Genomic DNA, 24,105 nt, shown 5'->3' on the forward strand with positions numbered 1-24,105 from the left:
GCTCTACCGCCGGGTATCGGCGTTGTTGCATGGTTTGGCGCTGCGCTGGTCGCGAATCTGGTGGCCTCTGCCGCTATTCGGGAGCGCCCCATGTCATCCATGGCCTCGGTTGCCTTCGACGTACTCACCAATGTGCTGGCCGCTGCGTTACTCGGCGGCGCGGCGATGTTGCGCGCGCGCGTGCCGGACATTTCCGGTGTCTGGACCTTGACCCGTTACGCACCCGACCAACCGGGCCGCGCAGAAGCGGTGTACCTGGTGATGCTGTCGCAGAGCGGAGTGCGCGTCGAAGGCGTGGCCGAGTGCGTGCAGTGCCGCGACGGATTGGGCTTCGGGCCGCTGCGGCTGCTGCCCGAGCGCGAGCGCCCGCGCGTGGAGGTGAGCGGCGGGCTGTACGGCAGCGTGTTCCACCGCAAGCGCTTCCGGCTGCTGTTCCGCGAAACCGCGCGCCGCCAGGGCAGCATCGCCACGCATGGCATGGACCGCCGCGAGAACGACGACCACTGGCGCGGCAGCTACATCGTCAGTGCCGGCGGTCGCACTGGCGACAGCGAGTGGCGGCGCGGGCAGGGGGCGCACGGCTTTGCCAGCCCGGGCCGTGAGGATGGACCCGCTGCGGTCAGCGCACGCGCAGTGCGGCCGCCTGCGCCCAGCGTGCCGCAACCCGTGGTGCCGTGATGCACACGGCCTGGTCGGTCACGGTGGTCACCGCGCGCTCGAGCAGCTGGATGTCGGCCTCGTGCTGGCGCGCCACGTGCGGGTCCTCGAAGAAAATCGCGCGCTGGCAGCGGCCTTCCAGCACCCGGTCGGCAATCTGCGCGTCGCCGCCCATCGGACCGCTCTGGTAGCGGGTCACCCATTCCTGGTCGCTGGGCCAGCTGCGGCTCCAGGCCAGCTCGTTGAGGCGCTGGCCGGTGGTGCCGGTGCCGACCCGGCTGTGGAAGCGCGACAACACGTCGAAATGCTCGTCGGCGAACGCCAGCATGGCCGGCTTCATCGCGTCGTGCGCGATCAGGGCCAGGGTGTGCTGCTCGAACGCGTGGAGGTCGTCAGCGCCCCGATCGGGTGCCAGCCCGGCGTGGAGGCGTTCCACCTCGATCCAGTCGCGTGCGGTGGCCACGGTCGAGATGAAGGGCTTGCCGTGGATCACGCACTGGCGCTTGAGCGCGGTGGCTTCGGGGAACACCGAGGAGGGATCGACCGGGTCCATCAGGTAGATCGCCCCGTCCAGGGTGCGTTCCGGGGTGCCCATGCCGACCACCTCCGCTACCAGCTTCATCAGACCGCCCTCGCGGCCGTTTGGATAGCGGCGCAGTGCCTCCAGGTCCTTGAGGAAGCCGAAGCGCTGGATCGCGTCGAAGGTGCGGCCTACCGCGTGCAGTTCGACACCCAGCTCGCGCAGGCCGGCCTCGCACGGGCCGAGCCAGCGGAACAGCGCCGCCTGCCTGTCATGGTGATGCAGCCGGTTGGCGGCCAGGCCGATGCGCATGGGAGTCCTTCAGCGGGGTGGATTGCGACATTCTAGGCGCGTTGGGTTACCGGTTGAGATCGGGCGCCGCGTGGGACACGCATGGCGTGTCACTACGCGCTGATCGACGCCACGATACTCGCCGCCGCGTCCCGCCCTTCCGCCACCGCGGTCACCACCAGGTCCGCGCCGCGCACTGCGTCGCCACCGGCGAACAGCTTCGGATGCGCGGTCTGGAACGGCAGACGCCCGTTACCACCGGCCAGGATGCGGCCGTTGCTGGCTGCTTCCACGCCTTGGGCGGTCAGCCACTCCGGTGCAGTGGGCGAGAACCCGAACGCGATGATCACCACGTCCGCTTCCAGCAGCGATTCGCTGCCCTCGATCGGCACCGCGTTGCGGCGGCCCCGCGCATCGGGTTCGCCCAGGTGCGTCTCCACCACGGTCACGCCGATTGCTTCGTCATCGGCACCCGCTTCAATCGACAACGGCTGGCGGTTGAACAGGAAGCGCACGCCTTCTTCGCGCGCATTGGCCACTTCGCGCGCCGAGCCAGGCATGCTCGCTTCATCGCGACGGTAGGCACAGGTGACCCGTGCCGCGCCCAGCCGTACCGCGCTGCGCACGCAGTCCATGCCGGTGTCGCCGCCGCCCAGCACCACCACGCGCTTGCCTTCCAGGTCGGGCAGGGCGAGGGTGTCTTCCCAGCCGGCAATCGGACGGCCGTGCGCGTCGCTGCCACCGACGATGCGGCTGTTCTGCACCAGGAACGGCAGTGCCGGCAGCACGTTCTTCAGGTCCTGCCCGGGCAGCCCGCCGTCCGTATAGCGGTAAGCGCCGGTGCCGACGAACACGGCGTCGTAGTCGGCCAGCAGGGTGTCCAGGGTGATGTCGCGGCCGATCTCCACGCCCAGCCGGAACTGCACGCCCATGCCTTCAAGCACGTTGCGGCGACGGCTGATCACCGACTTGTCCAGCTTGAAACTGGGAATGCCGAACTGCAGCAGGCCGCCGATCTGTTCGTAGCGGTCGTACACCACCGCCTGTACGCCGGCATGCGCCAGGCGATCGGCACAGGCCAGTCCGGCCGGGCCAGCGCCGATCACCGCCACGCGCTTGCCGGTGCTCTCCACCGCCGCCAGGTCCGGACGCCAGCCGGTGGCCAGTGCGGTGTCGACGATGTACTTCTCCACCGCGCCGATGGTGACCGCGCCGAACTCTTCCAGCGTGCAGCTGCCTTCGCACAGGCGGTCCTGCGGGCACACCCGGCCGCACACTTCCGGCAGCGGGTTGGTGGAATGGCACAGCGTGGCGGCTTCGTGGATGCGGTTTTCCTGCACCAGCTGCAGCCACTGCGGAATGGCGTTGTGCACCGGGCACTTCCAGCTGCAGTACGGGTTGCCGCAGTCCAGGCAGCGTCCGGCCTGGTACTGGGCGTCTTCCTTGCCGAATTTGCCGTACAGCTCGCCCCAGTCGCCGGAGGTGCGCAGCTCCACCGGGATGCGCTGCGGCATGGTCCGGGGCAGGTCGAGGAACTGGAAGGCTTGCTTGCGGCTCATGGCTTGCTCTGGATTCTTGGGTGTTGCCGGCCGGCGGCCGGCACTACAGGGTTCGTGTCGCTACGCGGCGCGGCGCAACGATTCGGTGAGCGATTCGATGCTGGCGGCCTTGGGTTTGACCAGCCAGAACTTGCCGACGTAGTCGCGGAACTCGTCGAGGATCTGCTGGGCCCAGATGCTGCCGGTGAGTTCGCGGTGGCGGCTGATCAGGGTGTGCAGGTGCTGGCGATGGTTCTCGAAGCCTTCGGCCGAGATGCGGTGGATGTCGATCAGTTCGTGGTTGTAGCGGTCCACGAAGTCGCGGTCGATATCCAGCACGTAGGCCAGGCCGCCGGTGAAACCGGCACCGAAGTTCAGGCCGACCTTGCCCAGCACCAGCACGATGCCGTCGGTCATGTACTCGCAGCAGTGGTCGCCGGCGCCTTCGATCACCGCCAGCGCGCCGGAGTTGCGCACGCCGAAGCGCTCGCCGGCACGGCCTGCGGCGAACAGCTCGCCGCCGGTGGCGCCGTACAGGCAGGTGTTGCCGATGATTGCGGTGTTGCGCGCCTCGAAGCGCGCGCCGCGCGGCGGGCGTACCACCAAGCGGCCGCCGGCCATGCCCTTGCCCACGTAGTCGTTGGCTTCGCCTTCCACTTCCAGCTGCAGGCCGCCGACGTTGAACGCGCCGAAGCTCTGCCCGGCCGTGCCGCGGAAGCGCAGGGTCAGCGGCGCATCGCTCATGCCCTGGTTGCCATGCGCGCGGGCGATGGCGCCGGACAGGCGGGTGCCGATGGAGCGGTCGGTGTTGTGGATCAGGAAGCGGTGTTCGCCACCGAGCTTGCCGGCAATGGCCGGGGCCAGCAGCCCGTCCATCTGCGTGGCCAGGCTGTCCGGTGACTCGTACAGGCGCTGCGCGGCGCAGTGGCTGCCGGCGTACTGCGCCGGGTTGAGCAGGCGCGACAGATCCACCTTGACGCCCGGGCGCGGCGCGACCTCCAGCTGCTGCAGCAGGTCGGTGCGGCCAACGATCTCGTCCAGCGAGCGCACGCCCAGGTACGACAACCAGCCACGCACTTCCTCGGCCAGCAGCCGGAAGAAGTTCTCCACGCGCTCGGGCAGGCCGGTGAAGTACTGCGCGCGCAGGCGCTCGTCCTGGGTGGCCACGCCGGTGGCGCAGTTGTTGAGGTGGCAGATGCGCAGGTACTTGCAGCCCAGCACGATCATCGGCGCGGTGCCGAAGCCGAAGCTGTCCGCGCCCAGCAGTGCCGCCTTGATCACGTCCAGGCCGGTCTTCAACCCGCCGTCGGTCTGCAGCAGGGTGCGCCCGCGCAGGTCGTTGGCCACCAGCGCCTGGTGCGATTCGGCTACGCCCAGCTCCCACGGCACGCCCGCATAGCGGATCGAGCTGACCGGGCTGGCACCGGTGCCGCCGTCATGGCCGGACACGGTGATCAGGTCGGCGCCGGCCTTGACCACGCCGGCGGCAATCGTGCCTACGCCGGCATGCGAGACCAGCTTCACCGAGACCAGCGCGTCCGGGTTGACCTGCTTGAGGTCATAGATCAGCTGGGCGAGGTCTTCGATGGAGTAGATGTCGTGGTGCGGCGGCGGCGAGATCAGGCCGATGCCCGGCTTGGCGTAACGCAGCCGCGCGATCAGCTCGTTGACCTTGTGCCCGGGCAGCTGCCCGCCCTCGCCGGGCTTGGCGCCCTGGGCAACCTTGATCTGCAGCACTTCGGCATTGACCAGGTATTCGGCGGTGACGCCGAAGCGGCCCGAGGCCACCTGCTTGATCTTGCTGCGCTTGTTCGTGCCGTAGCGCAACGGGTCTTCGCCGCCTTCGCCGGAGTTGCTGCGCCCGCCGAGCTTGTTCATGGCGATGGCCAGCGCTTCGTGCGCTTCGGGCGAGAGCGCGCCCAGGCTGATCGCGGCGGTGTCGAAGCGGCGGAACAGGTCTTCGGCCGGCGCCACTTCACTCAGCGGGGTCGGCGTGGGTGCGGCCTTGAGCTGCAGCAGGTCGCGCAGTGCCGACACCGGGCGGCCGTGCACCGCCTCGCAGTAGCGTTGCCAGTCGGCCGCATCGCCGCTGCGCGCGGCGCGCTGCAGGGTCATGACCACGTCCGGGTTGTACATGTGGTACTCGCCGCCGTGCACGTACTTGAGCACGCCGCCCACGTCCGGGCGCAGCAGGTCGTTCCAGGCGCGCACGGTGAGCTCGCGCGCTTCGTCGTCCAGGCGGGCGAAGCCCACCCCGGCCACGCGCGAGGCGGTGTCCGGGAAGCACAGGTTCACCACCTCGTCGTCCAGGCCGACGATCTCGAACAGCTGCGCGCCGCGATAGCTCGCCACGGTACAGATGCCCATCTTGGAGATGATCTTGGACAGGCCCTTGTAGATGCCCTTGCGGTAGCTGCGGCCGATCTGCGACTGCTCGCCGCCCTTCTTCAGCTGCAGGATGCCGCGCCGACCGAGGTCGAACAGGGTCTGGTAGGCCAGGTACGGATACACCGCGGTGGCACCGAAACCGAGCAGGCAGGCCATGTGGTGCGGGTCGCGCGCGGAGCCGGTTTCCAGGATCAGGTTCACCTCGCAGCGCAGGCCGGCGTTGGAGAGGTGGTGGTGCACCGCGCTGGTGGCCAGCAGCGCATGCACCATCGGCCGGTCGGCGACCGGGTAGCGGTCGCTGAGCAGCAGCATGACGATGCCTTCGCGGGCGGCCGCCTCGGCTTCGGCGCAGATCCGCTCGATGCCGGCCTTGAGCCCTTCGTCCAGGCTGTAGGACAGGTCGATCAGGCGGTTGCGGTCCGCGTACTGCGGCATCTTGATCAGCTGGCGCAGTTTGCGCTGGCTGAGCACCGGCGAGTTGAGGATGACGTGGTTCACCGTCTCGGCGCCGGCGTGGAAGATGTTGGTCTCCTTGCCGAGCTGGGTGGTGAGCGACATCACGCAGTCTTCCCGCAGCGGGTCGATCGGCGGGTTGGTGACCTGCGCGAAGGCCTGGCGGAAGTAGTCGTAGAGCGGGCGGCTGTGCTGGCTGAGCACCGCCATCGGGGTGTCGTCGCCCATCGAGCCGGTGGCTTCCTGCTCGGTCTCGGCCAGTGGGCGCAGGATCTGCTCCACTTCCTCGGTGCTGAGCTGGAACAGCTTGTGGTAACTGCGCAGGGTGCGTTCGTCGAACGGCTCTTCGACCAGCGAGGGGTCGATCAGCTCGGTCTGCAGGTAGGTCACGCCCTGCTGCAGCCACTGCTTGTACGGCGCGCGGCCGCGGTTGATGCGGTCGATGGCGTCCGAATCGAGCAGGTCGCCACGCTTGAGGTCGATGGCCATCATCTCGCCCGGACCAAGCTTGCCCTTGCGCACCACGCGTTCGGCCGGCACTTCCCACACGCCTGCTTCGGAGGCGACCAGGAAGTGGCGGTCGGAGGTGAGCATCCAGCGCGCCGGGCGCAGCCCGTTGCGGTCCAGGGTGCAGGCGGCATAGCGGCCGTCGCAGGCGACGATGCCGGCCGGGCCGTCCCACGGCTCGCTGTTGAGCCCGTAGAACTCGTAGAACGCGGCCAGGTCGGCGTCCTTGAACTCCAGCGACTGCGTTGCCGGCGGCACCAGGATGCGCAGCGCCTGGATCAGGTCCATGCCGGCACTGACCATCAGCTCCAGCATGTTGTCCAGGCTCTGCGAATCCGAGCCGTGCATGGAGATCACCGGGTCGAATTGCGCGATGTCGAAGCGCGGGGTCTTCCACACCTTGCTGCGCGCCTGCGCCCAGCGACGGTTGCCTTCGATGGTGTTGATCTCGCCGTTGTGGGCGAGCATGCGGAACGGGTGCGCCAGCGGCCAGCGCGGCAGGGTGTTGGTGGAGAAGCGCTGGTGGAACACGATCGCGCTGGAGGCCAGGTCGCTGCGCTGCAGGTCCGGGTAGAACCGGCTCAGCTTGTCCGGCAGCACCATGCCCTTGTAGCTGATCGAGGTCGGGCTGAGCGTGGTGACGTAGTAGTCGGCGTGCTCGCGCAGCTGCTGTTCGCTGCGGCGGCGGGCCAGGAACAAGGCCAGGGTGAAGGCCGCTTCGTCCTGGCCGGGGCCGGCGTCGACGAACAGCTGTTCGATCTGCGGCAGGGTGTCGCGTGCGAGCTGGCCGCACACGCTCGGGTCGGTCGGCACCACGCGCCAGCCGAGCGGCTGGCAGCCGGCGTCGCGCAGTTCCTGTTCCAAGGTGGCGCGGCAGGCCTGGGCGGCGCTGGCGTCGTGTGGCAGGAACACCACGCCGGCGGCAGGGTGCGCGCCAAGGGTGATGCCGGCTTCGGCAGCCAGTGCTTTCAGGAAGGCGTCCGGACGACGCAGCAGCAGGCCGCAGCCGTCACCGGTGATGCCGTCGGCCGCGACGCCACCGCGATGGGTCATGCGCGACAGCGCGGCGATGGCGGTGTCGACCAGCAGCCGTGACGGCTGGTCGTCCAGTTGCGCGACCATGCCGAAACCACAGGCGTCGCGTTCGTCTTGCGGGTCGTAAAGCCCTTGGCGGTTGCGGGGGGCCATCTCTGCCTCAAAGTCGGGTGAGCGGCGACACTCGTCCCCGCTCACTCCGTTGAGCGCATCGGGAGGCACCGGATGCTTCGACTAGATCACAGTTGTTGCAACGCCGCAATACACGGTTGCGGCTGCAACCAAACCCGTTGAAAACCCGCCAATTCAGCCGCAGCGCACGCCGCTGACCACGCCCTTTTCGTCGACTTCGATGTTCAGGCGTTCGCCGACGAACTCCATGGTGGTCATGTCGGTCGGCTTGAGCACGCGCAGCTCCTTGGCGCCGGAATCCTGCTGCGCCTGTCCACCGATCTCGTCGGTGTAGGCCTGGCCGACCAGGCTCTGCACCTGTTCGGCGTCGCAGTTGCCAACCGGCGGCGCTTCGGTAGCCTTGCCGGCGGTGGCATCGGCGGGAGCAGCCGCTTCTTCAGCCGCCTTCTGTGCGTGCGCGCCGGCGGCGTCCTGTTCGTCCATGGGCGGCGCCTTGCAGGCACCCAGCAGCAGCACGGTGGGGAGCAGGACGGCACCCAGCAGCCTGGGACCGATGGAGGGAAGCGCGCGGCGGAACGACAAGGACGACATCGAGACTCCTGAAGGGGTAACCAGTAAGGCGGTGAGCATATCGTCAAGAACGGCGTGAGGTGTTTGTGTTGCGTTATTGACGCGGTGCCGCAGGTGCGCCGACCACACTGCAGGCCCGTCCCTGCCGCTGCCATCATGCCCGCACGCCTTGCCACCCCCGAAGCCGCCGCTGCCCGCGACGCCGGCCTGCGTTACGTCAGCGACGAGCAGCCCGGCATCGCCCGGCGCAAGGCGGGCAAGGGTTTCAGTTACCGCGATGCCGATGGCCACGCGGTGCGCGACGCCGCCACGCTGGCCCGGATCCGCGCGCTGGCGATTCCACCGGCCTACACCGAGGTGTGGATCTGCGCCTCGGCCAACGGCCACCTGCAGGCGACCGGGCGCGACGCGCGCCGGCGCAAGCAGTACCGCTACCACCCGGACTGGGCGCGGGTCCGCGGCGACGGCAAGTTCGACCGGGTGATCGCCTTCGGCCAGGCGCTGCCGACCCTGCGCCGGCGCCTGCGTCGCGACCTCAAGCTGCCGGGTTATCCGCAGGACAAGGTGCTGGCCATCGTGGTCGCGCTGTTGGCCGAAACCCTGGTGCGGGTGGGCAACCCCGAGTACGCGCGCGACAACCGTTCCTACGGGTTGACCACGCTGCGCAACCGCCACCTGGAGATGGTCAAGGGCGGTCGCGCGCGCATGCGCTTCCGCGGCAAATCCGGCCAGCAGCAGGAGGTGGAGATCGATGACAAGCAGCTGGCGAAGCTGATCAAGGGGTGCCAGCAGTTGCCGGGGCAGGCGCTGTTCCAGTACCGCGACGACGACGGCACCGTGCAGCCGGTGGACTCCGGCCAGGTCAACGCTTACCTGCGCGATGCGATGGGCGCGGACTTCAGTGCCAAGGACTTCCGCACCTGGGGCGGCACCATGGCCGCACTGCGCCAGTTCGCCGCGACCGCGCTACCCGAAGCGCCCAGCGAGCGCGCGCTGGCCGCGCTGCAGAAACAGGTGGTGTGCGAAGTGGCGGCCCGCCTGGGCAATACCCCGGCGGTATGCCGCAAGGCCTACATCGACCCCAGCGTATTCGACGGCTGGCGCGACGGCGCCCTGGTGAAGCTGGCCGGCCTGCGCGGCGAGCGCCAATGGGAACAGGCCACACTCCGCTTCCTGCGCACCGCACGCAAGGCAGTGAAAAAAGCCAAACCCGCGAAAAACACCAAACCCGCGTAGAGACACGCCATGCGTGTCTGGGCAGGCCGCGCGCTGACGCAGCGGCCTGCCAACACAACCATTACCCGCAGAAGATCGCCGTAATGTTGTTGGTCCGCCCAGTCTCAATGGTCAGCCGCTCACCGCCACTCTCCGCACCGGCCGGCGTCGTATTGGCAGCGCCACTGGCGGTCGCGCCGCTTTCCATGCGCTGTCCGCGCACCACCACCACCTGCAGGCTGTCGCTGTCCACGCGGGCGCGCTCCACGGTGGCGGCCGAGGCGGCCAACCCGACCGCGCCGCGCACCTTGTCGATATGGCACTGGCCGGAGATGACGCCGTCGATCGGCTGGACCTGCGCCATCGGCGTGCTGCTGCAGGCGGTCAGGGCGGTGAGTGCGGCAACGGCAAACAAGGGACGCAACATGGGGTGGCTCCAGCGGGATTCTGGCGTTAACGATGCCGCCGCAGGCGTATGCGGCGGATGAAGCCGGTCACGGCACGCCGACATGTCATTCACCGTATGCGGCCGGCGTGTTGGAGACACTGCCTTGGCCCTGCTACCCCCTCCCGGCACGGCAACAGAGTTGAAGGAGTTCCCCATGGCCACCGCCAAGAAGACCCGTAAACGCGCTGCCTCCAAGCCCATCGCCAGCGACGCGAAGCCCGCCCGCGAACGCACCCCGGTGGTGAAGACCGCCACCCGCAAGGCGGCCGCCGCCGATCCGCGCGCGGCGCGCGTGGCGGCCCGCCAGCGCCGCCTGCAGGACCAGGAAAAGGCCAAGGACGCGCGCGCTGCCAAAAAGGCCACAAAAAAGACGGCGAAGAAAGCCACCCAGGCAGGCACGCGCAAGCAGCCTGAAACCATGCCGGGCCAGAGCATCGCCAAGCCCGGCAACGAGCATGCGCTCGATCTCGCCCCACGATTCCTCGCGCCGGACTACGTCGGCAGCGGCAAGCTGCAGGGCAGGCGCGCCATCATCACCGGCGGCGACTCCGGCATCGGTCGCGCCGTGGCCGTGCTGTTCGCGCGCGAAGGCGCCGACGTGGCGGTGCTGCACCTGGATGAGAAAGAGGACGCCGAGGTCACCCGCCAGCACGTGGAAGCCGAAGGCACGCGGTGCCTGGTCATTGCCGGCGACGTGCGCGATCCGAAGTTCTGCAACCGGGCGGTCAAGCAGGTGGCCAAGGTGTTCGGCGGCATCGACATCCTGGTCAACAACGCCGCGTTCCAGCTGCACTGCGAACGCCTGGAAGACCTGGAAGACGCGCACCTGCAGGAGACGCTGCAGACCAACATCGGTGGCTACATCCAGATGGCGCGCGCGGTGTTGCCGCACCTGGAGGAAGGCGACTGCATCATCAATACCGGGTCGGAAACCGGCCTGTTCGGCAGCAAGGCGCTGATCGATTACTCGTCGACCAAGGGCGCCATCCACGCCTTCACCAAGGCGCTGGCCAGCCAGCTGCTGCCGCGTGGCATCCGGGTCAACGCCGTGGCACCGGGCCCGGTGTGGACCCCGCTAAACCCGGCCGACAAGCAGGCGCCGGACGTGGCCGAGTTCGGCAAGAACAGCGACATGGGTCGTGCCGCGCAGCCGGAAGAGCTGTCGCCGGCGTACGTGTTCCTGGCCTCGCCGGTGACCGCCAGTTACATCAGCGGCGTCATCCTGCCGGTAATGGGTGGTCCCCACGGGTAATTGACCGTTCGTCGGCTCCCAGCGTCCGACACTTGACGACAACTGTAGTCACTGGCACGGTGACGACACGTGTAGTCATCGGAGAGTGTCATGCGCGGCAAGACGATCGGGGACCAGGAACTGGCCCTGCTGCAGTACGTAGCAGAACAGAACAGCGCCAGCGTGGGCGAGGTGGCGGCCGGCTTCGGCGAGGAGCGTGGCCTGGCCCGTTCCACCGTGCTGACCATGATGGAACGCCTGCGCGGCAAGGCTTACCTGCAGCGCCAGCAGGTCGAGGGCGTGTACCGCTACTCGGCCACCGGCGAACAGGACAGCGTGGTCCAGGGTGCGGTCGCCAGCTTCGTGGAGAAGACCCTGCAGGGTTCGGTCTCCCCCTTCGTGGCCTTCATGTCGCACAAGGCCGAGGTCAGCGATACCGAGCTGGCCGAACTCGAAGCGCTGGTCGCCCAGCTCCAGTCGCGCAAGCGGGAGGGCTGAGCCATGGAGACCCAGATGATGGAACTGCTGACCCGGCTGGCCTGGACCAGCGTGCAGAGCGCAGTGCTGGTGGCGCTGGTGTGGGGCGTGTGCCGCCTGCTGCCGCGCCTGCCGGCCGCCACCCGTTGCCGGTTGTGGTGGCTGGTCGCCGTGCAGGCCGTACTCGGCCTGGTGTGGAGCAGCCCGCTGGAACTGGCGGTGCTGCCGGCGCCCGGTATCGAAACGGCAACGCTGGTCGAAGCACCGCTGTTGCCCGTACAGCTTGAGTTGAATGGTGCCGCGGTCGCGACCGACCCTGCACCCTTCGTCGCCGCGACGTCGCCCGTGCCCAGTTGGCAGACCGCGCTATTCGCGCTGTGGGCCGCCGGCGTGCTGGTGATGCTGCTGCACAGCCTGCGCGCCTACCGCCAGAGCCGCGCACTGGTGCGCAGTGCCGCCCCCTGCACCGACGCGGGCCTGCAGCAGGCGCTGCAGCTGGCCGCCGAAGCACACGGCCTGGCGCGCGCGCCGCAGCTGAAGATCTCCGCGCAGATCACGTCGCCGCAGTTGATCGGTCCGTGGAACCCGGTGCTGCTGCTGCCTGCGCGTGAGCTGCCGGCGATGGCCGCAGACGACCTGGACATGGCGCTGACCCACGAGCTGGTGCACCTGCAACGCCGCGACCTGTGGTGGGGCCTGCTGCCTTCGCTGGCCCAGCACCTGCTGTTCTTCCATCCGCTGGTGCACCTGGCCGCGCGCGAATACGCACTGGCCCGCGAGGAAGCCTGCGACAGCGCCGTGGTTGCAGGCCACGGGCACTGCCGTCACGACTACGGCCGCCTGCTGGTGCAGCTGGGCGTGGCCCCGCGCCCGGCGGTTGGCGTGGCCAGCGCCTCGCCGAACTTCCGCAGCCTCAAGCGTCGCCTGCTCACCCTGCAGCAGACCGGCTCGTTGCCGCGCGTGGTGTCGGTGGGCGTGACCGCGCTGTTCGTGCTGGTGGGCGTAGCGCCGCTGCGACTGGTCGCCGCGGTTCCGCCGCCGCCGCCGGCACCGCCTGCGTTGGCCGCACCTGCGGTTCCGGCTGCACCGGCACTTCCCGCTGCACCGCCCGCACCGCCGGCCGTGGCCGCGCCGAAGCCGGCCCCCGCGCCGCGCCCGGCTGCTGCGCCCCATGCGCCTGCGGTGCCTGCTGCACCGCGTGCGCCAGACGCCCCGGCGCCGCCGCCGCATCCCGACCATGTCAGCATCAACAGCTCCAGCTCCAGTACTACGATGGTCACCCACGGCCGGTTGGACCTGTCGCACCAGCCGTCACAGGCGTACGTGCTGCGCATGGGCAAGGACAACTTCGTCGACGCCTCGATGGCCGACCTCACGCAGTCGCAGCGCGACGCACCGAGTGGCGAGCCGGTGCTGTGGGTGCGCCGTGGCACTGACCGCTATGTGATCCGTGACCAGGCCCTGATCCGGTCGCTCAGCCAGTCGCAGAAGGAAATCGCCGACCTGGGCCGCGCACAGGGCGCCCTGGGCGAGCAGCAGGGGCGGTTGGGCGAACAACAGGGTCGCCTGGGCGAGCGCATGGCCGCCATCTCGCTGCAGGCCAGCCGCGAGGCGCTGGACGCCAGCCGTGAGGCCATGCAGATGGATGCGGCGGAAATGGCCAACCAAGCCGCGCACCAGGGCAGCACTGACGCCACCCGAGCGCTGGCGGCACGCCGCGCCTCCGAACGTGCCCGCGAGAAGGCCGAGCAGCTTCGCAACGACACGTCCCGACAGCAGCAGACCGAGCAGGCCGCCCGCCAGCAGGCCGAACTGGCCCGCCAGCAGCAGGGTCTGGCACGCCAGCAGGAAGCGTTGGCGCAACGCCAGAGCGTGGCCTCGGCCAAGGTCGCACGCGATGTGCGCTCGGCCATCGACCTGGCCTTGGCCAACGGCACCGCAAAGCGGGTGAATTAGCCCGGGTGAGGTAGAGCCACGCCCTGCGTGGCTCTACGGGCTCAATTGCAACCGATGCTGGTGATCTTGTTGTTCTCGTCCACCTGGATGGTGAGGCGGTCTTCGCGGAAATCCATGGTCACCGCCATGCCCGGCTTCACCACGCGGGCATGCTTGGCACCGGCGGCCTTGACCGTCTTGTCCACCAGCGCCTGCGAGGCCACCTGGCCTTCCAACCCCTTCAACGCCTCGGGATTGCACTTCGTGCCGTTCCCCATGCCGGTCGGGATCGGATCCACCACCGCCTGCGGCGGCTCTTCGGTGTTCTTCGGCGGCGGGCTGCTGCACGCCGAGAGCGGCAGGGCACAGCTGATCAACAGCAACATGGGCAGGCGCATCGCGTACTCCTTGGCAGGGATGTGGGGCCAGCTTGCACCGGCCCGGCTGCACGGCGCGTCAACAAGGTGAATACGAGGTCATGCCTGCGGATCTGTCGCTGACAGTTCCAGCGTTTCCCGGTCGCGCTGCTCCTCGGCCACCAGCCGCAGCATGAGCAGCGACAGGGTCACCACGTCCTGGTGGTTGTGTTCGGCCACCCGGCGCAGGTTCACCGCGCTGCCGCCGCGCAGGTAGTTCAACCACGCAGCCGGCGCTTCCGAGCCCGGCAGGTCGTCCTCGCGGATCACCTGCAGCAGCTGCCGTTCGATGGTGGCCAGCCGGCAGTTCTCCCAGGTGCCCCGGTAACGGCGGCGGGTGGGGAACAGCAGGTCCACATGGTCCAGCGGGGTGATCGGGCAGCGCTGGCGGGCCAGGCGGTAGCGGGTCTTCAGCAGCGGTGCGTCGTAGCAGCGGCCGTTGTAGCTGGAGAACACGGTGCTGGGCTGCAGCCAGCCGGCGAATTCCCGCAGCATCGCGGTTTCGGCGGCCATGGTGGTCATCAGCAGCTGGCGGATGCGCAGGCCCTCGCCGCGCGCGGCATCGCGATGCCAGTCGGCCGCGCCGATCATGAAGGCGCGGGTGCCGGTGCCCCCGGCCAGGCCGGTGGTCTCGGTATCGAAGAACAACAGGTCCTGCGGCCGCACCTGTTCGCCGTCGCGTTTGGCGAAGGCCAGCGACAGCGGCAGGGTGGGAATGGCGCGGGGCAGGAACGATTCGATCAGGAACAGCCCGGGCGCGATCTCCTCGCCGGGTACACGGCGGTCCTGTGCGTCCGCGCGCGGTCGCGTGGCGGCCGCACCCCGATCGCGCAGGCCCAGCAGGCGGTGCAGGCCGCCCACTTCGGGCTTGCGCAGCGCTACTGCGGGCGGCGCGGCGGGCGCCCGTTCCCCGGTCGGCTTGTGCCGGATTTCCTTGTCGACCCAGTCGAACACCGAGTCCGGTGCCGCCCGTCGTGCGTGGGCATCGTTGGCCGCTGCGGGCACCACCGGCGCCGACGCTTCAGGCACGGCCGCATGGCCTGCCGCCTGTGCCGCGGGTGCAACGCTGTCTGCAGCCGGGCGTGGCGTGGCATCGCCCGCCTGCCGGCGCAGCAGCCGCAGCTTGTCCAGGCTCAGGCTCAAAACGGCACCACGTCGGCATCGATCCGCTCGCGCTCGGCGGCGCTGGGCAGCGCGTGTTCGTCGAACAGCGCCAGCACCTTCAGCGCCAGCGCCTTCGGCGTGGTGGCGTCTTCTTCCTGGCCGGCCAGCACCGGGCCCACGCAGGCCGGGCAGCCAGCCTTGCAGTCGCAGCGCTGCACCAGTTCCTGCGCGCGCTGCAGCAGTTCGGCCTGGCGCAGCCACAGCGGTTCGCTCAGGCCCACGCCGCCGGGGAAGTTGTCGTACAGGTACACGGTGGGTACGAACTGTTGCTGCAGCTCGATCGCGCTGGCGTCGAACTCGGCGCCACGCAGCTGCCCGCGCCCGCTCTGGTCGGCCACCGCAAACCACGCGCCGTCGCCATTGCCCACCGCCTTCTGCAGGTCGCGTGCGTCGGCCATCACCGCCACGGTGGCGACGATATGCAGCGCATAGGCCGCGCCAAGGAAACCATCCAGCGCTTCCTGCTTGGAATCGAATGCGGTCAGCAGCAGCGCCTGCGGCAACTGCCACCACACTGCGGTGGTATGCAGCTCCTGGTCGGGCAGGTTGACCGGGCCGTAGCCGATGTTTTCATGGGTGTAGTAGCGGATCTTCTTGTAACCGGCCACGCGCCGCACCACGTGCACTTCGCCATGGTGCGCGTCGCCGCGCCCGGCCATGCAGCCGTCGAAACGGTCCAGCACCTTGAGCTTGGTGAAGTCGATGCTGTCGGTGTAGTAGTCCACGTGGGTGCGGGTGACATAGGCCTTGCGGCCTTCCCAGTCCAGTCGCTCCACCTGGTAGGGCGTGGACTGCACCATGTGGATGGCGCCTTCATACAGGGTGAGCGCGGCGGCGGAGTAGTCCACCTCGGCGATGATCTGCTGCTTGCCGTCGCTGCGGTCGACCACCACGAAGTTGCCGTCGGCCACCGAACGCAGGCTCACCGCGTTGGCCGGGTAGCTGTCGGCGATCCACTCCCAGCGGTCGCCTTCACGATGCACCACTTCGGTTTCGGCCAGGGCTTCGAGGAACACCAGCGGATCGATCGGCCCGAACGGGTCGCCGGCCAGGAACGGCAGCTCGAACGCCGCGCAGCGGATGTGGTCGAACAGGATCAGTGGCTGGTCCGGCGCAATGCGTGCGTGCTCGGGCGAGGCGTCGGCGAAGAAGTCCGGGTGGCGCACCACGTACTGGTCCAGCGGCTGCGAGCTGGCCACCAGCACGCCCAGGGCCGGCTGCTGGCGGCGGCCGGCGCGGCCGAAGCGCTGCCAGGTGGCGGCCACGCTGCCGGGATAGCCATTGAGCACCACCACGTCCAGGCTGCCGATATCCACGCCGAGCTCCAGCGCCGAGGTGCTGACGATGCCGTCGATGCTGCCGGCGCGCATGGCGCGTTCGGTTTCGCGGCGCTCGGTGGGCAGGTAGCCACCCCGGTAGGCGCGGATGCGCGCCGGCTTGCGCGGGTCGTGGTCGAAGATGTCCTTCAGGTACTTGGTGAGCACTTCGACCATCAACCGGCTCTGCGCGAAGATCAGCGTCTTCAGCCCCGACTTGATCGCGATGCGCGCGATGCGGTTGCTCTGCGAGCGTGCCGAAGCACGCAGCCCCAGGTCGGCGTTCACCACCGGCGGGTTCCACAGCAGCACGTGCTTGGGCCCGGTCGGCGCGCCGGATTCGGTGACGGCGGTCACCGGCGCTTCGATCAGCGCTTCGGCATGCGCCTGCGGGTTGCCGATGGTGGCCGAGCACAGGATGAACTGCGGTTCCACGCCGTAGAACGCGCAGATCCGCTTGAGCCGGCGCAGCACGTTGGTGACATGGCTGCCGAACACGCCGCGGTAGGTGTGCACTTCGTCGATCACCACGTAGCGCAGGTTCTCGAAGAACTGCGCCCACTTGGTGTGATGCGGCAGGATCGCCTGGTGCAGCATGTCCGGGTTGGAGACCACGATGTCGCCGTGCAGGCGGATCGCCTGGCGGGCGTCGCCGGGGGTGTCGCCGTCGAAGGTGAAGGCCTTCACCCCCAGGTCGCCGGCGCGGTTGAGCTCGAGCAGCTCGGCCACCTGGTCCTGGGCCAGCGCCTTGGTCGGGAACAGGTACAGCGCCTTGGCCTTGCCCTGCATGGCGGCACTGACCACCGGCAGGGTGTAGCACAGCGACTTGCCGCTGGCGGTGGGGGTGACGATGGCCACGTGCTCGCCGCGCTGGGTGGCGTCCCAGGCTTCGGCCTGGTGGCTGTACAGCTGTTCGATGCCACGCGCCTTCAGGGCGGCGGTCAACGCCGCCGGCACATCGGCCGGGATCGGGGCGTAGCTTCCCTCGCGGCCGGAAATGGTGAAGCTGCCGGTGATGCGGTCGGAGTAGCGCCGCTGCAGCCGCTCGGTGAGCAGCGCGCCGTTGCGCGAGGGCAGCCCGTCGGTGGTCGCAAGGCGCCGTTCGGCGTCTTCGGTGCGCTTGGCGAGTTCGTAAGCCATGGGAAACAACGGTCTGCAAAGGACGCCATGGAAACACAAAGCGGTCTCAGTGACTGAGACACGGCGGCGCGAACCGGTGAACGGTTCAGTGCCCAACGAAATCTGAAGGAGGTGCTGCGTATGCTCCGCCGACGATGCTGGTCACAGGACAGGACGCATGGCACACGGCAAGGGAGTGCGGGGAACCACGCTGCTGGCGGGCGCGCTGCTGGTGGGCGCGGCGCAGGGACAGGAGGGCAGGGCGCAGCCGCCCGAACGCGCCAACGACCAGGTCACCACGCTCGGCGAAGTCCGTGCGCTCAAGCCGGATGAAGAGGTGCCCGTGGACCTGTATCGCTTCAAGAATCCGGTAGAGCCTGCGCCCAATGCGTTCAACCGTGCCTGGCGGGAGCCGCCGTCGCTGCAGGAAGTGGGCATGCGCGGCGGCTACGTGATGATGGGCATCTATTACGCCATCGCCAAGACCTCGCAGGGGCTGCACACCCTGACCCGCGCGCCAGACCAGATCCAACCCGCCGTTGCCCGTCCGCCGCCGGGTCTGGATGCGGACCAGCAGCGAAGGGCGTTGCAGGTTTGTGAGGCGGAGCAGGGGTGTGGCGCTGCGGTGGGAGATTGACGGTCGCGTAACGCGTAGGGACTCGCCATGCGTGTCCTGCGTGGTGGCAGGCATGGCTTGGGACACGCGTGGCGAGTCGCTACGCGTTTCCGCGCTTTCGTTCGAGGTACCACAGCAGTCCGGCGACTGCGATGAAGGCGAGCAGCCAGGGCCCGCGTGGGCCGGGTGTCTTGTCGGACGTAGTTGCGACGGTGCTGCGGGTTTCGGTCAGGCGCTGTGCGGTGGCGTCGCGCAGTTGCTGGCGGTGCAGTGGCTGGGCCGAAGCGGGATCGAATACGTAGAAGGACTGCGCAATCTTGCCGTGCTGCAGCTGGTGCCAGCCCGGCTGCTGCGGCCAGTAGCCGGCGCAGCGCTGGGTGCCGGTGGCGGGGTCGACCTGCAGGGCGACGCTGTGGCCTGCGGGGTCGCGAACCTGGGTGGTATCCGGTACATCGCACAGGGTCACGCGCTCGCCGGACCACGGCGTGGTGGGCAGGCGCATCGCCGGTGCGCCGGGCAACGCGCGGGCCACCTGGGCGAGCACGTCGGACCACAGTTCGGCATGGCGATCGTCGCGGCCTGACAGCACCAGCCGGTAGCTGTCGGTGACCGGCAACAGCGCGATGCGGCCGCGACCGACGCTGCGCCAGCCGCCAATGGCTGCGCCCTTGGCATCGTGCAGCAGGGCGTCGCTGCCGGGCAGGTCCACCTCGAATCGTTCCAGTGCGGGCGGTGCCGCGCTGTGCGAAGCAGTGTCGGCCTCGTCGGTGTAGGCGGTGCGTTCGCTGGCCGGGCGCTGCGGACCGCGACGGGCCTGCAGCAGCGCAGCTTCCGGATCGGCAGCCAACACCAGCGGTACGGCACGGGTGCCACCGCTTGCCGGCAGTCCCCAGCTGCGCAGGGCCTGGCGGGTGGTGTCGTTGAGCGGGCCGGTAGTGCGGACCACTACGCCCAGCCCGGCGCGCAGTGCCTGCGTAACCACACTGCGTTGCGCCGCGCCGAGCGAGGCCAGGCTGCGTTCGTCGAGGACCAGCACGTCCGTGGCAGCCAGGCGTGCGGCGGTGAGGGCGACCGGGGCGTCGCCGAGCATGACGCCGCCTCCGGCGCTGGACTGCGCCTGCACCTCCAGCCCGGTGTCGGTGGCCCAGCGTCGCAGGTACTTCAGCTCCGGGCCCGGTGCGCCGGCGATGACCAGCAGGCGTGGTGCGGGGGCGGCAAGGGTCTGCAGCGGTACCGGAACGGTGTCCACGGCGTGTTGCTGGGCGTCGAGCAGGCGCAGGGTGAACTCGCTGCGGCCGGCGGCGCGCGCAGTGCCTTGCAGGCGCACCTGTCCCTGCGCATCGAGCGGGGCGCGGTCGACCACCACGCCGGCCGGGTCGAGCAGCTCGGCGCGCGCGTTGGCGACGCCATTGGCGCGGGCACTGACCTGGAAAAGGCTTCCCGGCGCGGTGGTGGCCGGTGGCTGCAGTGCCACCCAGCTGGTCGGCGCAGGCGCGGCCTGCAGCGTGGTGCGCGCGGGCAGGGCGGTATCGCGGTCGCGTGCGGCCAGGCCATCGCCGACCAGCACCAGCGCGGTGCTGCCGGGGTGCTGGCGCAGGGCGGTGGCGAGGTCCGGGACGCGGGTGGCGCCTGCGGTGGGTGGGGCCTCGGGCAGGGCGATCAGTGCTGCGCTCGGCGGCAGGCTACCCGCGAGTGCGGCGTTGCCGGTCAGCACGGTGAGCTGGCCGGCGTCCACGCTGCGCTGTGGCGGCAGCAGCGTGAAGTACAGGAGCAGCGCGGCGAGTGCCTGCAGCGCGATCAGTGCTGTGCGATGGAGCGGGCGCGCAGAGCCGGGCGCCGCGAGGCGCAGCGTGCCCAGGATGACGATGATGGCCAGCGCGATCGCGACCCACAGTGCCGTGCTCATCGGGTGGCCTCCAGCGCGTCAAGGTACCGCTGCGCCATCGGGTCCGGTGCGGCCCTGCGCTCCACCTGCGGCAACGGCCGCAGCAGGGCGCGCCACAGCTGCGCGCGCAGCGTGCTGCGGCAGGCCACGCAGTCTGGCTGGATGCGCAGTTCTTCGATGGCGGCGGCCAGGCTCAGCGGATCGGCCAGGCGCCGCTCGTTGCGGCCCAGCCAGTGGCTGAGCACATCCAGGTCCGGCGCGTTGCCGGTGTCGGCCAGCTGCTGCCAGACCGCGACGATGGCCGGGTCCGGTGCGGCGACCGGACTGATCGCCAGCGTGCGGCTGCCGAGGTCGGCGCGGTCGCCGCCCATGCGGCGCCCCTCGTCGATGGGCGGCAACTCCGGCCCGACCCGCGCCAGGTAGATGCGCTCGGCTTGCTGCACCTTCTTGATGAACTCCAGCGCCTTGTTGGCGAACGGCAGGGCGCGCTCGGGACGCCCCTGGCGCAGCTCGCCTTCTGACGACCACATCTGGTCCAGCGCGGCCTTCAGGATCGCGCGGGTTTCCGGATCGAGCAGCGTGGCCGCCTCGGCGTGGTCGTGGGTATGGCCGTACTCGGAGAGCACGTCGGTGGCCGCGCCGAAGACGGGTGCAGCGTCGGCCTTCGACGCGCCATGGTCGTGATCGTCGTGGCTGTCCTGCGCGGTGGCGGGCGCGTGCGCGTGATCGTCGTCGTGGTCGGCGGCGGTGGTATCGCTGGTCGGCAGGCTGTCGCTGGTCGGCGGCGCCTTGGGCGCGCCCTCGCTTTCCTCGCCGAGGAACTGGCCATAGCGCAGGCGCAGGATGCGCTGGTCCACGCCGATGGCATCGCTGCGTTTCACGAACTCCTCCGCAGACAGATTTCCACGTTGTTTGATCAACGCTTCGGCGTCGATGATGATCTGGCGCTGGCTGCGGAAGTACGCCGGCAGGGTTTTCTTGACCATGCCTTCCAGGTCCGCGCCCAGCACCTGTTCTTCGCTGGGCAGGCGCAGGATCAGGCTGGTGCTCTGTGCGGTCTGCGGCGTGGGAGTGTGGTTGTCGCGCACGTGCAGCTGCGCGATCACATCATTGCCGGGACCTGCACCCAGCGCCGCCAGGTCCAGCGTGCGTGCGAAACGGCGCTGCGTGGCCGGGCCGGTGCCGGTCAGCGCGATGCGCTGTTCGCGGAAGGTGATGTTCTCGCCGCTGCCCTGGGCCAGGGTCAGCGCCAGCTCGGCGTTGGCGGCCACGCCGAAGTCGTCGCTGGCTTCGAACTGCAGGGTCCACTGGCGCTGGCCGGGCGTGGCCAGCACCAGGGTGCGGTCCGGCGCGATGACGCGCACGCTCGGCGGCCGGTCAGGCACCACGTCCAGGCGATACAGGCGCGGAGCGCTCAACGCGGGCTCGGTGACGATGCGGTACAGGGTCGGGCGACTGGCGTTCCACTGCGCCACCCACGCTTCGCCGTCGCGGCGCAGCGCGATGCGGGTGCCGTCGTGCAGTTGCAGGGCCGCCGTGCTGGGCTGCGCGGTGAAGCGCAAGGACCAGTCCAGCGCGCTGCCCTGCACCACCTTGGCGTCCAGCGCGGTCTGGGTGCGCGCGGCCTGCCCGGTGTACGTCGGGGCACGGATCTGCAGGCGCGCGGACTGCAGGCGCGGCGGCAGCGCGACGCTGGCCTCGGGCGCGGCGGTGCCTGGCAGCACCGGCAGCGGTGCGCCCGGCGCGGGCCAGCCCACCGCCAGCACCGTGACGAGCAGGCCACCCAACCACGACGCCACCAGCCAGCGGCGCGGCCACTTCGTGCGAAGGTCGGGCATGGCGCCGTGCAGGGTGCGGCTGATGCGGTCGCGTTGCAGCTGCTGCAACGGGTTGAGCGTTGCGGTGTCGGCGAACAACAGGTCGGCACTGTCCTGCGCTACCGGGTCCGCATCCAGCCGGCGCACCAGCCACTGCCGGTCGAGCCGACGCGCGCGCCAGGTGGCGGTGCCCACGACCAGCAACAGGGTGACCAGCAGCACCACCGAACCCATGCTGATGCCCGCCAGGCGCACCGCCACGGCGGTCACGGCCAGCGCCAGCGGCAGCAGCACGGCCGCAACGGCCAGCCACTGGCGACGACGCGCGCGCTGCCACGCCTGCTGCAGCGGACTCATGCGCCCGCTCCGCGACGGCGTGACGTGGCCATCCAGCGTTCCAGCGCGAACAGGCAGACGATGGCGATCAGCAGCCACGAGCTCAAATCACGCGGTTGTACGAGGGGCGCGGCGGTGCCGGTCAACGGGCGCTGCGTGGCGGCGGGTGCGATCCGGGGGGCGACTGCGGGGTGCAGCTGTTCCAGCAGACGGCGCGGGAATGCGGGGTCGCGCAGGATGGGCAAGGCGTCGGGGGTCAATGCGGCAGTGAAGCGCAGCACCTGGCCGCGACCGAGTGCGTGACGGACGAGGGCGGGCTTGCCCTCGCTGTCCGTCAGGATGGGCGTGCCCTTGTCGGCTACGGCAGTCGCGGACAGCGCGAGCACACTGTTGCCCGCTTCCACCCACGTGCGCCATGCGTCGGACAGCGGCGCGTCGGACCGCCACACGCCGATCTCGCCATTGGCGGGCACCGCGTCCCCTTCGAGCGGTGCGGACAGCGGTTGCGCGTTCCACGCGCGCTGCACGGCGTCGAGCACGCGCAGCGTCTGTGCATCGTCTGTCCCGGATGCGGCGCCGCTGACGCGCAGGCGTTGCGCAGTGTCGCCGGTAGTTGCATTGACCGGCGCGGGCACGGGCCGCCATTCGACCGTGCGCGACAGCCGGGGCCGCTCGCCATCCAGGCCGGGCATCGGGTCGGGCACGTAAACGGTCAACGCGGTGCCGCTCGGCAGCTGTTGGTCCAGCTCACGCAGCAGGCTGGCCAGCGGCTGCGTGGTGCCCGGTGCGGTCTCCTGCAACGGCGGGAACCCCGGCGCCAGCCAGCGGCCTTCGCTGCCTTCGGGCACCGTCACCGGGGCCAGCCCCGGTGCAACCACCAGCCACGGCGGCGCCTGTACCGGCGCGCCATGCAGCAGCGGCCGTGCCAGCAGCAGCGCCAGGGCCGCCAGCAGCAACAGGCGCACCAGCAGCAGCGGCCATTCGTCGAACCGTATCCGCTGGCGCGGACGCGCCTTGGCGCGCAGCCAGCGCAGCGCGGCGAACTCCAGCGGTGCGTAGTGATGGCGGCGCGCCAGGTGGATCAGCAACGGCACCAGCAGTGCCGCCAGCGCCAGCAGCCCCATCGGGAACAGCAGCGAAAGACTCATCGGCCAACCCCGGCGAGCGCGCGCAGCGGCGCATCCAGCGGCTGGTCGGTATGGGTGACCACATGTGCGATGCCGCCGCGCTGAAGGCGCGACTGCAGCAGGCGCTGGGCTTCGGCGAAGCGTGCCAGGTAGTCGTCGCGGATCGCACGGCCATCGCCGAGCAGCTCTTCACCGGTTTCCGGGTCGCGGAAACGGTGGCCGTCCTGGAACGGGAAGTCGCGCTCGTCAGCGGTGAGGATCTGCAGCTGCGCCACATCGCGGCGCGCGGCGGCCAGCCGTTCCAGCAGCACGGTGCCGGCTTCGTCGAAGCCATCGCCCAGCGCAATGAGCATGTCGTTGGCCTGGACCCGCTCCCATACCGGTCGCAACGCGTCCGAGGCCGGCCAGGCGCCGTGCGCACGCAGGCGGTGCAACAGCAGATGGATGCGGTCGCGTTGGCGCGCACCGCTGCCGGCCGGTACCAGCTGCACGCCCTCGCCACTGATGGCAATCAGCCCTAAGCGGTCGCCCTGCTGCAACGCCAGTTCGATGATGCAGGCTGCGACCGCGCTGGCGTGGTCGAGCCGGGATACAGCCGGGCGTGCGCGGTCGCACTGGCCGGCCGATGCAGTGGCGTCGAGCAGGATCCAGATCGTGACCGGGCTTTCGCGCTCGGATTCGCGCACGAAGAAGCGGTCCGAACGCGCGTACAGCTTCCAGTCGATCTGGCGCAGCTCGTCGCCGGGCTCGTACGCGCGGTACTGCGCGAACTCCAGCCCGGCGCCGCGACTGCGGCTGGCATGTTGCCCGATGCTCTGGGCGCCCACGGCACGCCGCGGCAACAGGCGCAGTGCCTTCAGGCGGCTGCGCACATCGGCGGGAATGGCGATCGGAGCGTGCATGCGCGGTGCG

The 24,105-nt window shown here is 69.8% G+C and carries 18 protein-coding genes; 6 read left to right on the forward strand and 12 right to left on the reverse strand.

All coding sequences use genetic code 11. The features are described 5' to 3' along the window. Positions 1 to 90: 90 nt before the first annotated feature. Complete coding sequence (locus tag HGB51_RS18605; protein WP_141739116.1) at positions 91 to 678, forward strand: hypothetical protein; 588 nt, start codon at positions 91 to 93, stop codon at positions 676 to 678. Here HGB51_RS18605 and HGB51_RS18610 read toward each other — a convergent pair. From HGB51_RS18610 to HGB51_RS18625, 4 genes are all read right to left on the reverse strand, one after another. Continuing rightward, positions 620 to 1,489: a methylglyoxal synthase gene (locus HGB51_RS18610; RefSeq protein WP_070207706.1), complete on the reverse strand. Its 870-nt coding sequence runs from the start codon at positions 1,487 to 1,489 to the stop codon at positions 620 to 622. The genes HGB51_RS18605 and HGB51_RS18610 overlap by 59 nt on opposite strands. A gap of 92 nt (positions 1,490 to 1,581) precedes the next feature. Continuing rightward, complete coding sequence (locus HGB51_RS18615) at positions 1,582 to 3,027, reverse strand: FAD-dependent oxidoreductase (protein WP_070207705.1); 1,446 nt, start codon at positions 3,025 to 3,027, stop codon at positions 1,582 to 1,584. A 60-nt stretch (positions 3,028 to 3,087) separates the two neighbouring features. Then, the gene (gltB, locus tag HGB51_RS18620; protein ID WP_070207704.1) at positions 3,088 to 7,542 is read right to left on the reverse strand and encodes a glutamate synthase large subunit; all 4,455 of its coding nucleotides are present in this window, start codon (positions 7,540 to 7,542) and stop codon (positions 3,088 to 3,090) included. 153 nt (positions 7,543 to 7,695) lie between these two features. After that, positions 7,696 to 8,112 (reverse strand): I78 family peptidase inhibitor, encoded by a 417-nt coding sequence (locus HGB51_RS18625; RefSeq protein ID WP_070207703.1) that lies wholly within the window; start codon positions 8,110 to 8,112, stop codon positions 7,696 to 7,698. 135 nt (positions 8,113 to 8,247) lie between these two features. On the opposite strand from HGB51_RS18625, the gene HGB51_RS18630 reads away from it, so the two are divergent. Then, positions 8,248 to 9,327 (forward strand): DNA topoisomerase IB, encoded by a 1,080-nt coding sequence (locus tag HGB51_RS18630; RefSeq protein WP_070207702.1) that lies wholly within the window; start codon positions 8,248 to 8,250, stop codon positions 9,325 to 9,327. Between the two features lie 61 nt (positions 9,328 to 9,388). Here the strand turns inward: HGB51_RS18630 and HGB51_RS18635 are convergent, their stop codons facing one another. Continuing rightward, positions 9,389 to 9,733: a hypothetical protein gene (locus tag HGB51_RS18635; RefSeq protein ID WP_070207701.1), complete on the reverse strand. Its 345-nt coding sequence runs from the start codon at positions 9,731 to 9,733 to the stop codon at positions 9,389 to 9,391. A gap of 175 nt (positions 9,734 to 9,908) precedes the next feature. Here HGB51_RS18635 and HGB51_RS18640 point away from each other — a divergent pair, with 175 nt between their 5' ends. The 3 genes from HGB51_RS18640 (at position 9,909) to HGB51_RS18650 (ending at position 13,418) form a co-directional block, all read left to right on the forward strand. Continuing rightward, entirely contained in the window at positions 9,909 to 11,006 is a 1,098-nt protein-coding gene (locus HGB51_RS18640) for an SDR family oxidoreductase (RefSeq protein WP_070207700.1), read from the forward strand. 90 nt (positions 11,007 to 11,096) lie between these two features. Beyond that, the gene (locus HGB51_RS18645) at positions 11,097 to 11,483 is read left to right on the forward strand and encodes a BlaI/MecI/CopY family transcriptional regulator (RefSeq protein WP_070207699.1); all 387 of its coding nucleotides are present in this window, start codon (positions 11,097 to 11,099) and stop codon (positions 11,481 to 11,483) included. 3 nt (positions 11,484 to 11,486) lie between these two features. Next, positions 11,487 to 13,418, forward strand: a complete 1,932-nt coding sequence (locus HGB51_RS18650; RefSeq protein WP_070207698.1) for a M56 family metallopeptidase — start codon at positions 11,487 to 11,489, stop codon at positions 13,416 to 13,418. A gap of 41 nt (positions 13,419 to 13,459) precedes the next feature. On the opposite strand, the gene HGB51_RS18655 is transcribed toward HGB51_RS18650, so the two are convergent. The 3 genes from HGB51_RS18655 to HGB51_RS18665 form a co-directional block, all read right to left on the reverse strand. Then, the gene (locus tag HGB51_RS18655) at positions 13,460 to 13,795 is read right to left on the reverse strand and encodes an I78 family peptidase inhibitor (RefSeq protein ID WP_070207697.1); all 336 of its coding nucleotides are present in this window, start codon (positions 13,793 to 13,795) and stop codon (positions 13,460 to 13,462) included. A 78-nt stretch (positions 13,796 to 13,873) separates the two neighbouring features. Continuing rightward, positions 13,874 to 14,956 (reverse strand): ribonuclease H-like domain-containing protein, encoded by a 1,083-nt coding sequence (locus tag HGB51_RS18660; protein ID WP_070207696.1) that lies wholly within the window; start codon positions 14,954 to 14,956, stop codon positions 13,874 to 13,876. Next, entirely contained in the window at positions 14,953 to 17,433 is a 2,481-nt protein-coding gene (locus HGB51_RS18665; RefSeq protein WP_070207695.1) for a DEAD/DEAH box helicase, read from the reverse strand. Before HGB51_RS18665 ends, HGB51_RS18660 begins: the two co-directional genes overlap by 4 nt. A 157-nt stretch (positions 17,434 to 17,590) precedes the next feature. Between HGB51_RS18665 and HGB51_RS18670 the strand changes: the two genes are divergently transcribed. After that, the gene (locus tag HGB51_RS18670) at positions 17,591 to 18,049 is read left to right on the forward strand and encodes a hypothetical protein (RefSeq protein WP_070207694.1); all 459 of its coding nucleotides are present in this window, start codon (positions 17,591 to 17,593) and stop codon (positions 18,047 to 18,049) included. A gap of 79 nt (positions 18,050 to 18,128) precedes the next feature. On the opposite strand, the gene HGB51_RS18675 is transcribed toward HGB51_RS18670, so the two are convergent. The 4 genes from HGB51_RS18675 to HGB51_RS18690 are packed head-to-tail and all read right to left on the reverse strand — an operon-like array spanning position 18,129 to position 24,095. Further along, positions 18,129 to 19,934, reverse strand: a complete 1,806-nt coding sequence (locus HGB51_RS18675) for a hypothetical protein (protein ID WP_070207693.1) — start codon at positions 19,932 to 19,934, stop codon at positions 18,129 to 18,131. Next, entirely contained in the window at positions 19,931 to 22,087 is a 2,157-nt protein-coding gene (locus HGB51_RS18680) for a hypothetical protein (protein WP_070207692.1), read from the reverse strand. The genes HGB51_RS18675 and HGB51_RS18680 overlap by 4 nt, the downstream gene beginning before the upstream one ends. Next, positions 22,084 to 23,214, reverse strand: a complete 1,131-nt coding sequence (locus tag HGB51_RS18685) for a BatA domain-containing protein (protein WP_070207691.1) — start codon at positions 23,212 to 23,214, stop codon at positions 22,084 to 22,086. Before HGB51_RS18685 ends, HGB51_RS18680 begins: the two co-directional genes overlap by 4 nt. Continuing rightward, entirely contained in the window at positions 23,211 to 24,095 is an 885-nt protein-coding gene (locus tag HGB51_RS18690) for a DUF58 domain-containing protein (protein ID WP_070207690.1), read from the reverse strand. Before HGB51_RS18690 ends, HGB51_RS18685 begins: the two co-directional genes overlap by 4 nt. Between the last annotated feature and the right edge of the window lie 10 nt (positions 24,096 to 24,105).

It is taken from the genome of Stenotrophomonas bentonitica, from assembly GCF_013185915.1.
GTDB classification, from domain to species: Bacteria; Pseudomonadota; Gammaproteobacteria; order Xanthomonadales; family Xanthomonadaceae; genus Stenotrophomonas; species Stenotrophomonas bentonitica.

Bases quoted from the DNA above. Each gene is read 5' to 3' on its own strand.
- HGB51_RS18605 (WP_141739116.1), top strand. From the start codon at position 91: ATGTCATCCATGGCCTCGGTTGCCTTCGACGTACTCACCAATGTGCTG.
- HGB51_RS18610 (WP_070207706.1), bottom strand. From the start codon at position 1,489: ATGCGCATCGGCCTGGCCGCCAACCGGCTGCATCACCATGACAGGCAG.
- HGB51_RS18615 (WP_070207705.1), bottom strand. From the start codon at position 3,027: ATGAGCCGCAAGCAAGCCTTCCAGTTCCTCGACCTGCCCCGGACCATG.
- gltB (WP_070207704.1), bottom strand. From the start codon at position 7,542: ATGGCCCCCCGCAACCGCCAAGGGCTTTACGACCCGCAAGACGAACGC.
- HGB51_RS18625 (WP_070207703.1), bottom strand. From the start codon at position 8,112: ATGTCGTCCTTGTCGTTCCGCCGCGCGCTTCCCTCCATCGGTCCCAGG.
- HGB51_RS18630 (WP_070207702.1), top strand. From the start codon at position 8,248: ATGCCCGCACGCCTTGCCACCCCCGAAGCCGCCGCTGCCCGCGACGCC.
- HGB51_RS18635 (WP_070207701.1), bottom strand. From the start codon at position 9,733: ATGTTGCGTCCCTTGTTTGCCGTTGCCGCACTCACCGCCCTGACCGCC.
- HGB51_RS18640 (WP_070207700.1), top strand. From the start codon at position 9,909: ATGGCCACCGCCAAGAAGACCCGTAAACGCGCTGCCTCCAAGCCCATC.
- HGB51_RS18645 (WP_070207699.1), top strand. From the start codon at position 11,097: ATGCGCGGCAAGACGATCGGGGACCAGGAACTGGCCCTGCTGCAGTAC.
- HGB51_RS18650 (WP_070207698.1), top strand. From the start codon at position 11,487: ATGGAGACCCAGATGATGGAACTGCTGACCCGGCTGGCCTGGACCAGC.
- HGB51_RS18655 (WP_070207697.1), bottom strand. From the start codon at position 13,795: ATGCGCCTGCCCATGTTGCTGTTGATCAGCTGTGCCCTGCCGCTCTCG.
- HGB51_RS18665 (WP_070207695.1), bottom strand. From the start codon at position 17,433: ATGGCTTACGAACTCGCCAAGCGCACCGAAGACGCCGAACGGCGCCTT.
- HGB51_RS18670 (WP_070207694.1), top strand. From the start codon at position 17,591: ATGGCACACGGCAAGGGAGTGCGGGGAACCACGCTGCTGGCGGGCGCG.
- HGB51_RS18675 (WP_070207693.1), bottom strand. From the start codon at position 19,934: ATGAGCACGGCACTGTGGGTCGCGATCGCGCTGGCCATCATCGTCATC.
- HGB51_RS18680 (WP_070207692.1), bottom strand. From the start codon at position 22,087: ATGAGTCCGCTGCAGCAGGCGTGGCAGCGCGCGCGTCGTCGCCAGTGG.
- HGB51_RS18685 (WP_070207691.1), bottom strand. From the start codon at position 23,214: ATGAGTCTTTCGCTGCTGTTCCCGATGGGGCTGCTGGCGCTGGCGGCA.
- HGB51_RS18690 (WP_070207690.1), bottom strand. From the start codon at position 24,095: ATGCACGCTCCGATCGCCATTCCCGCCGATGTGCGCAGCCGCCTGAAG.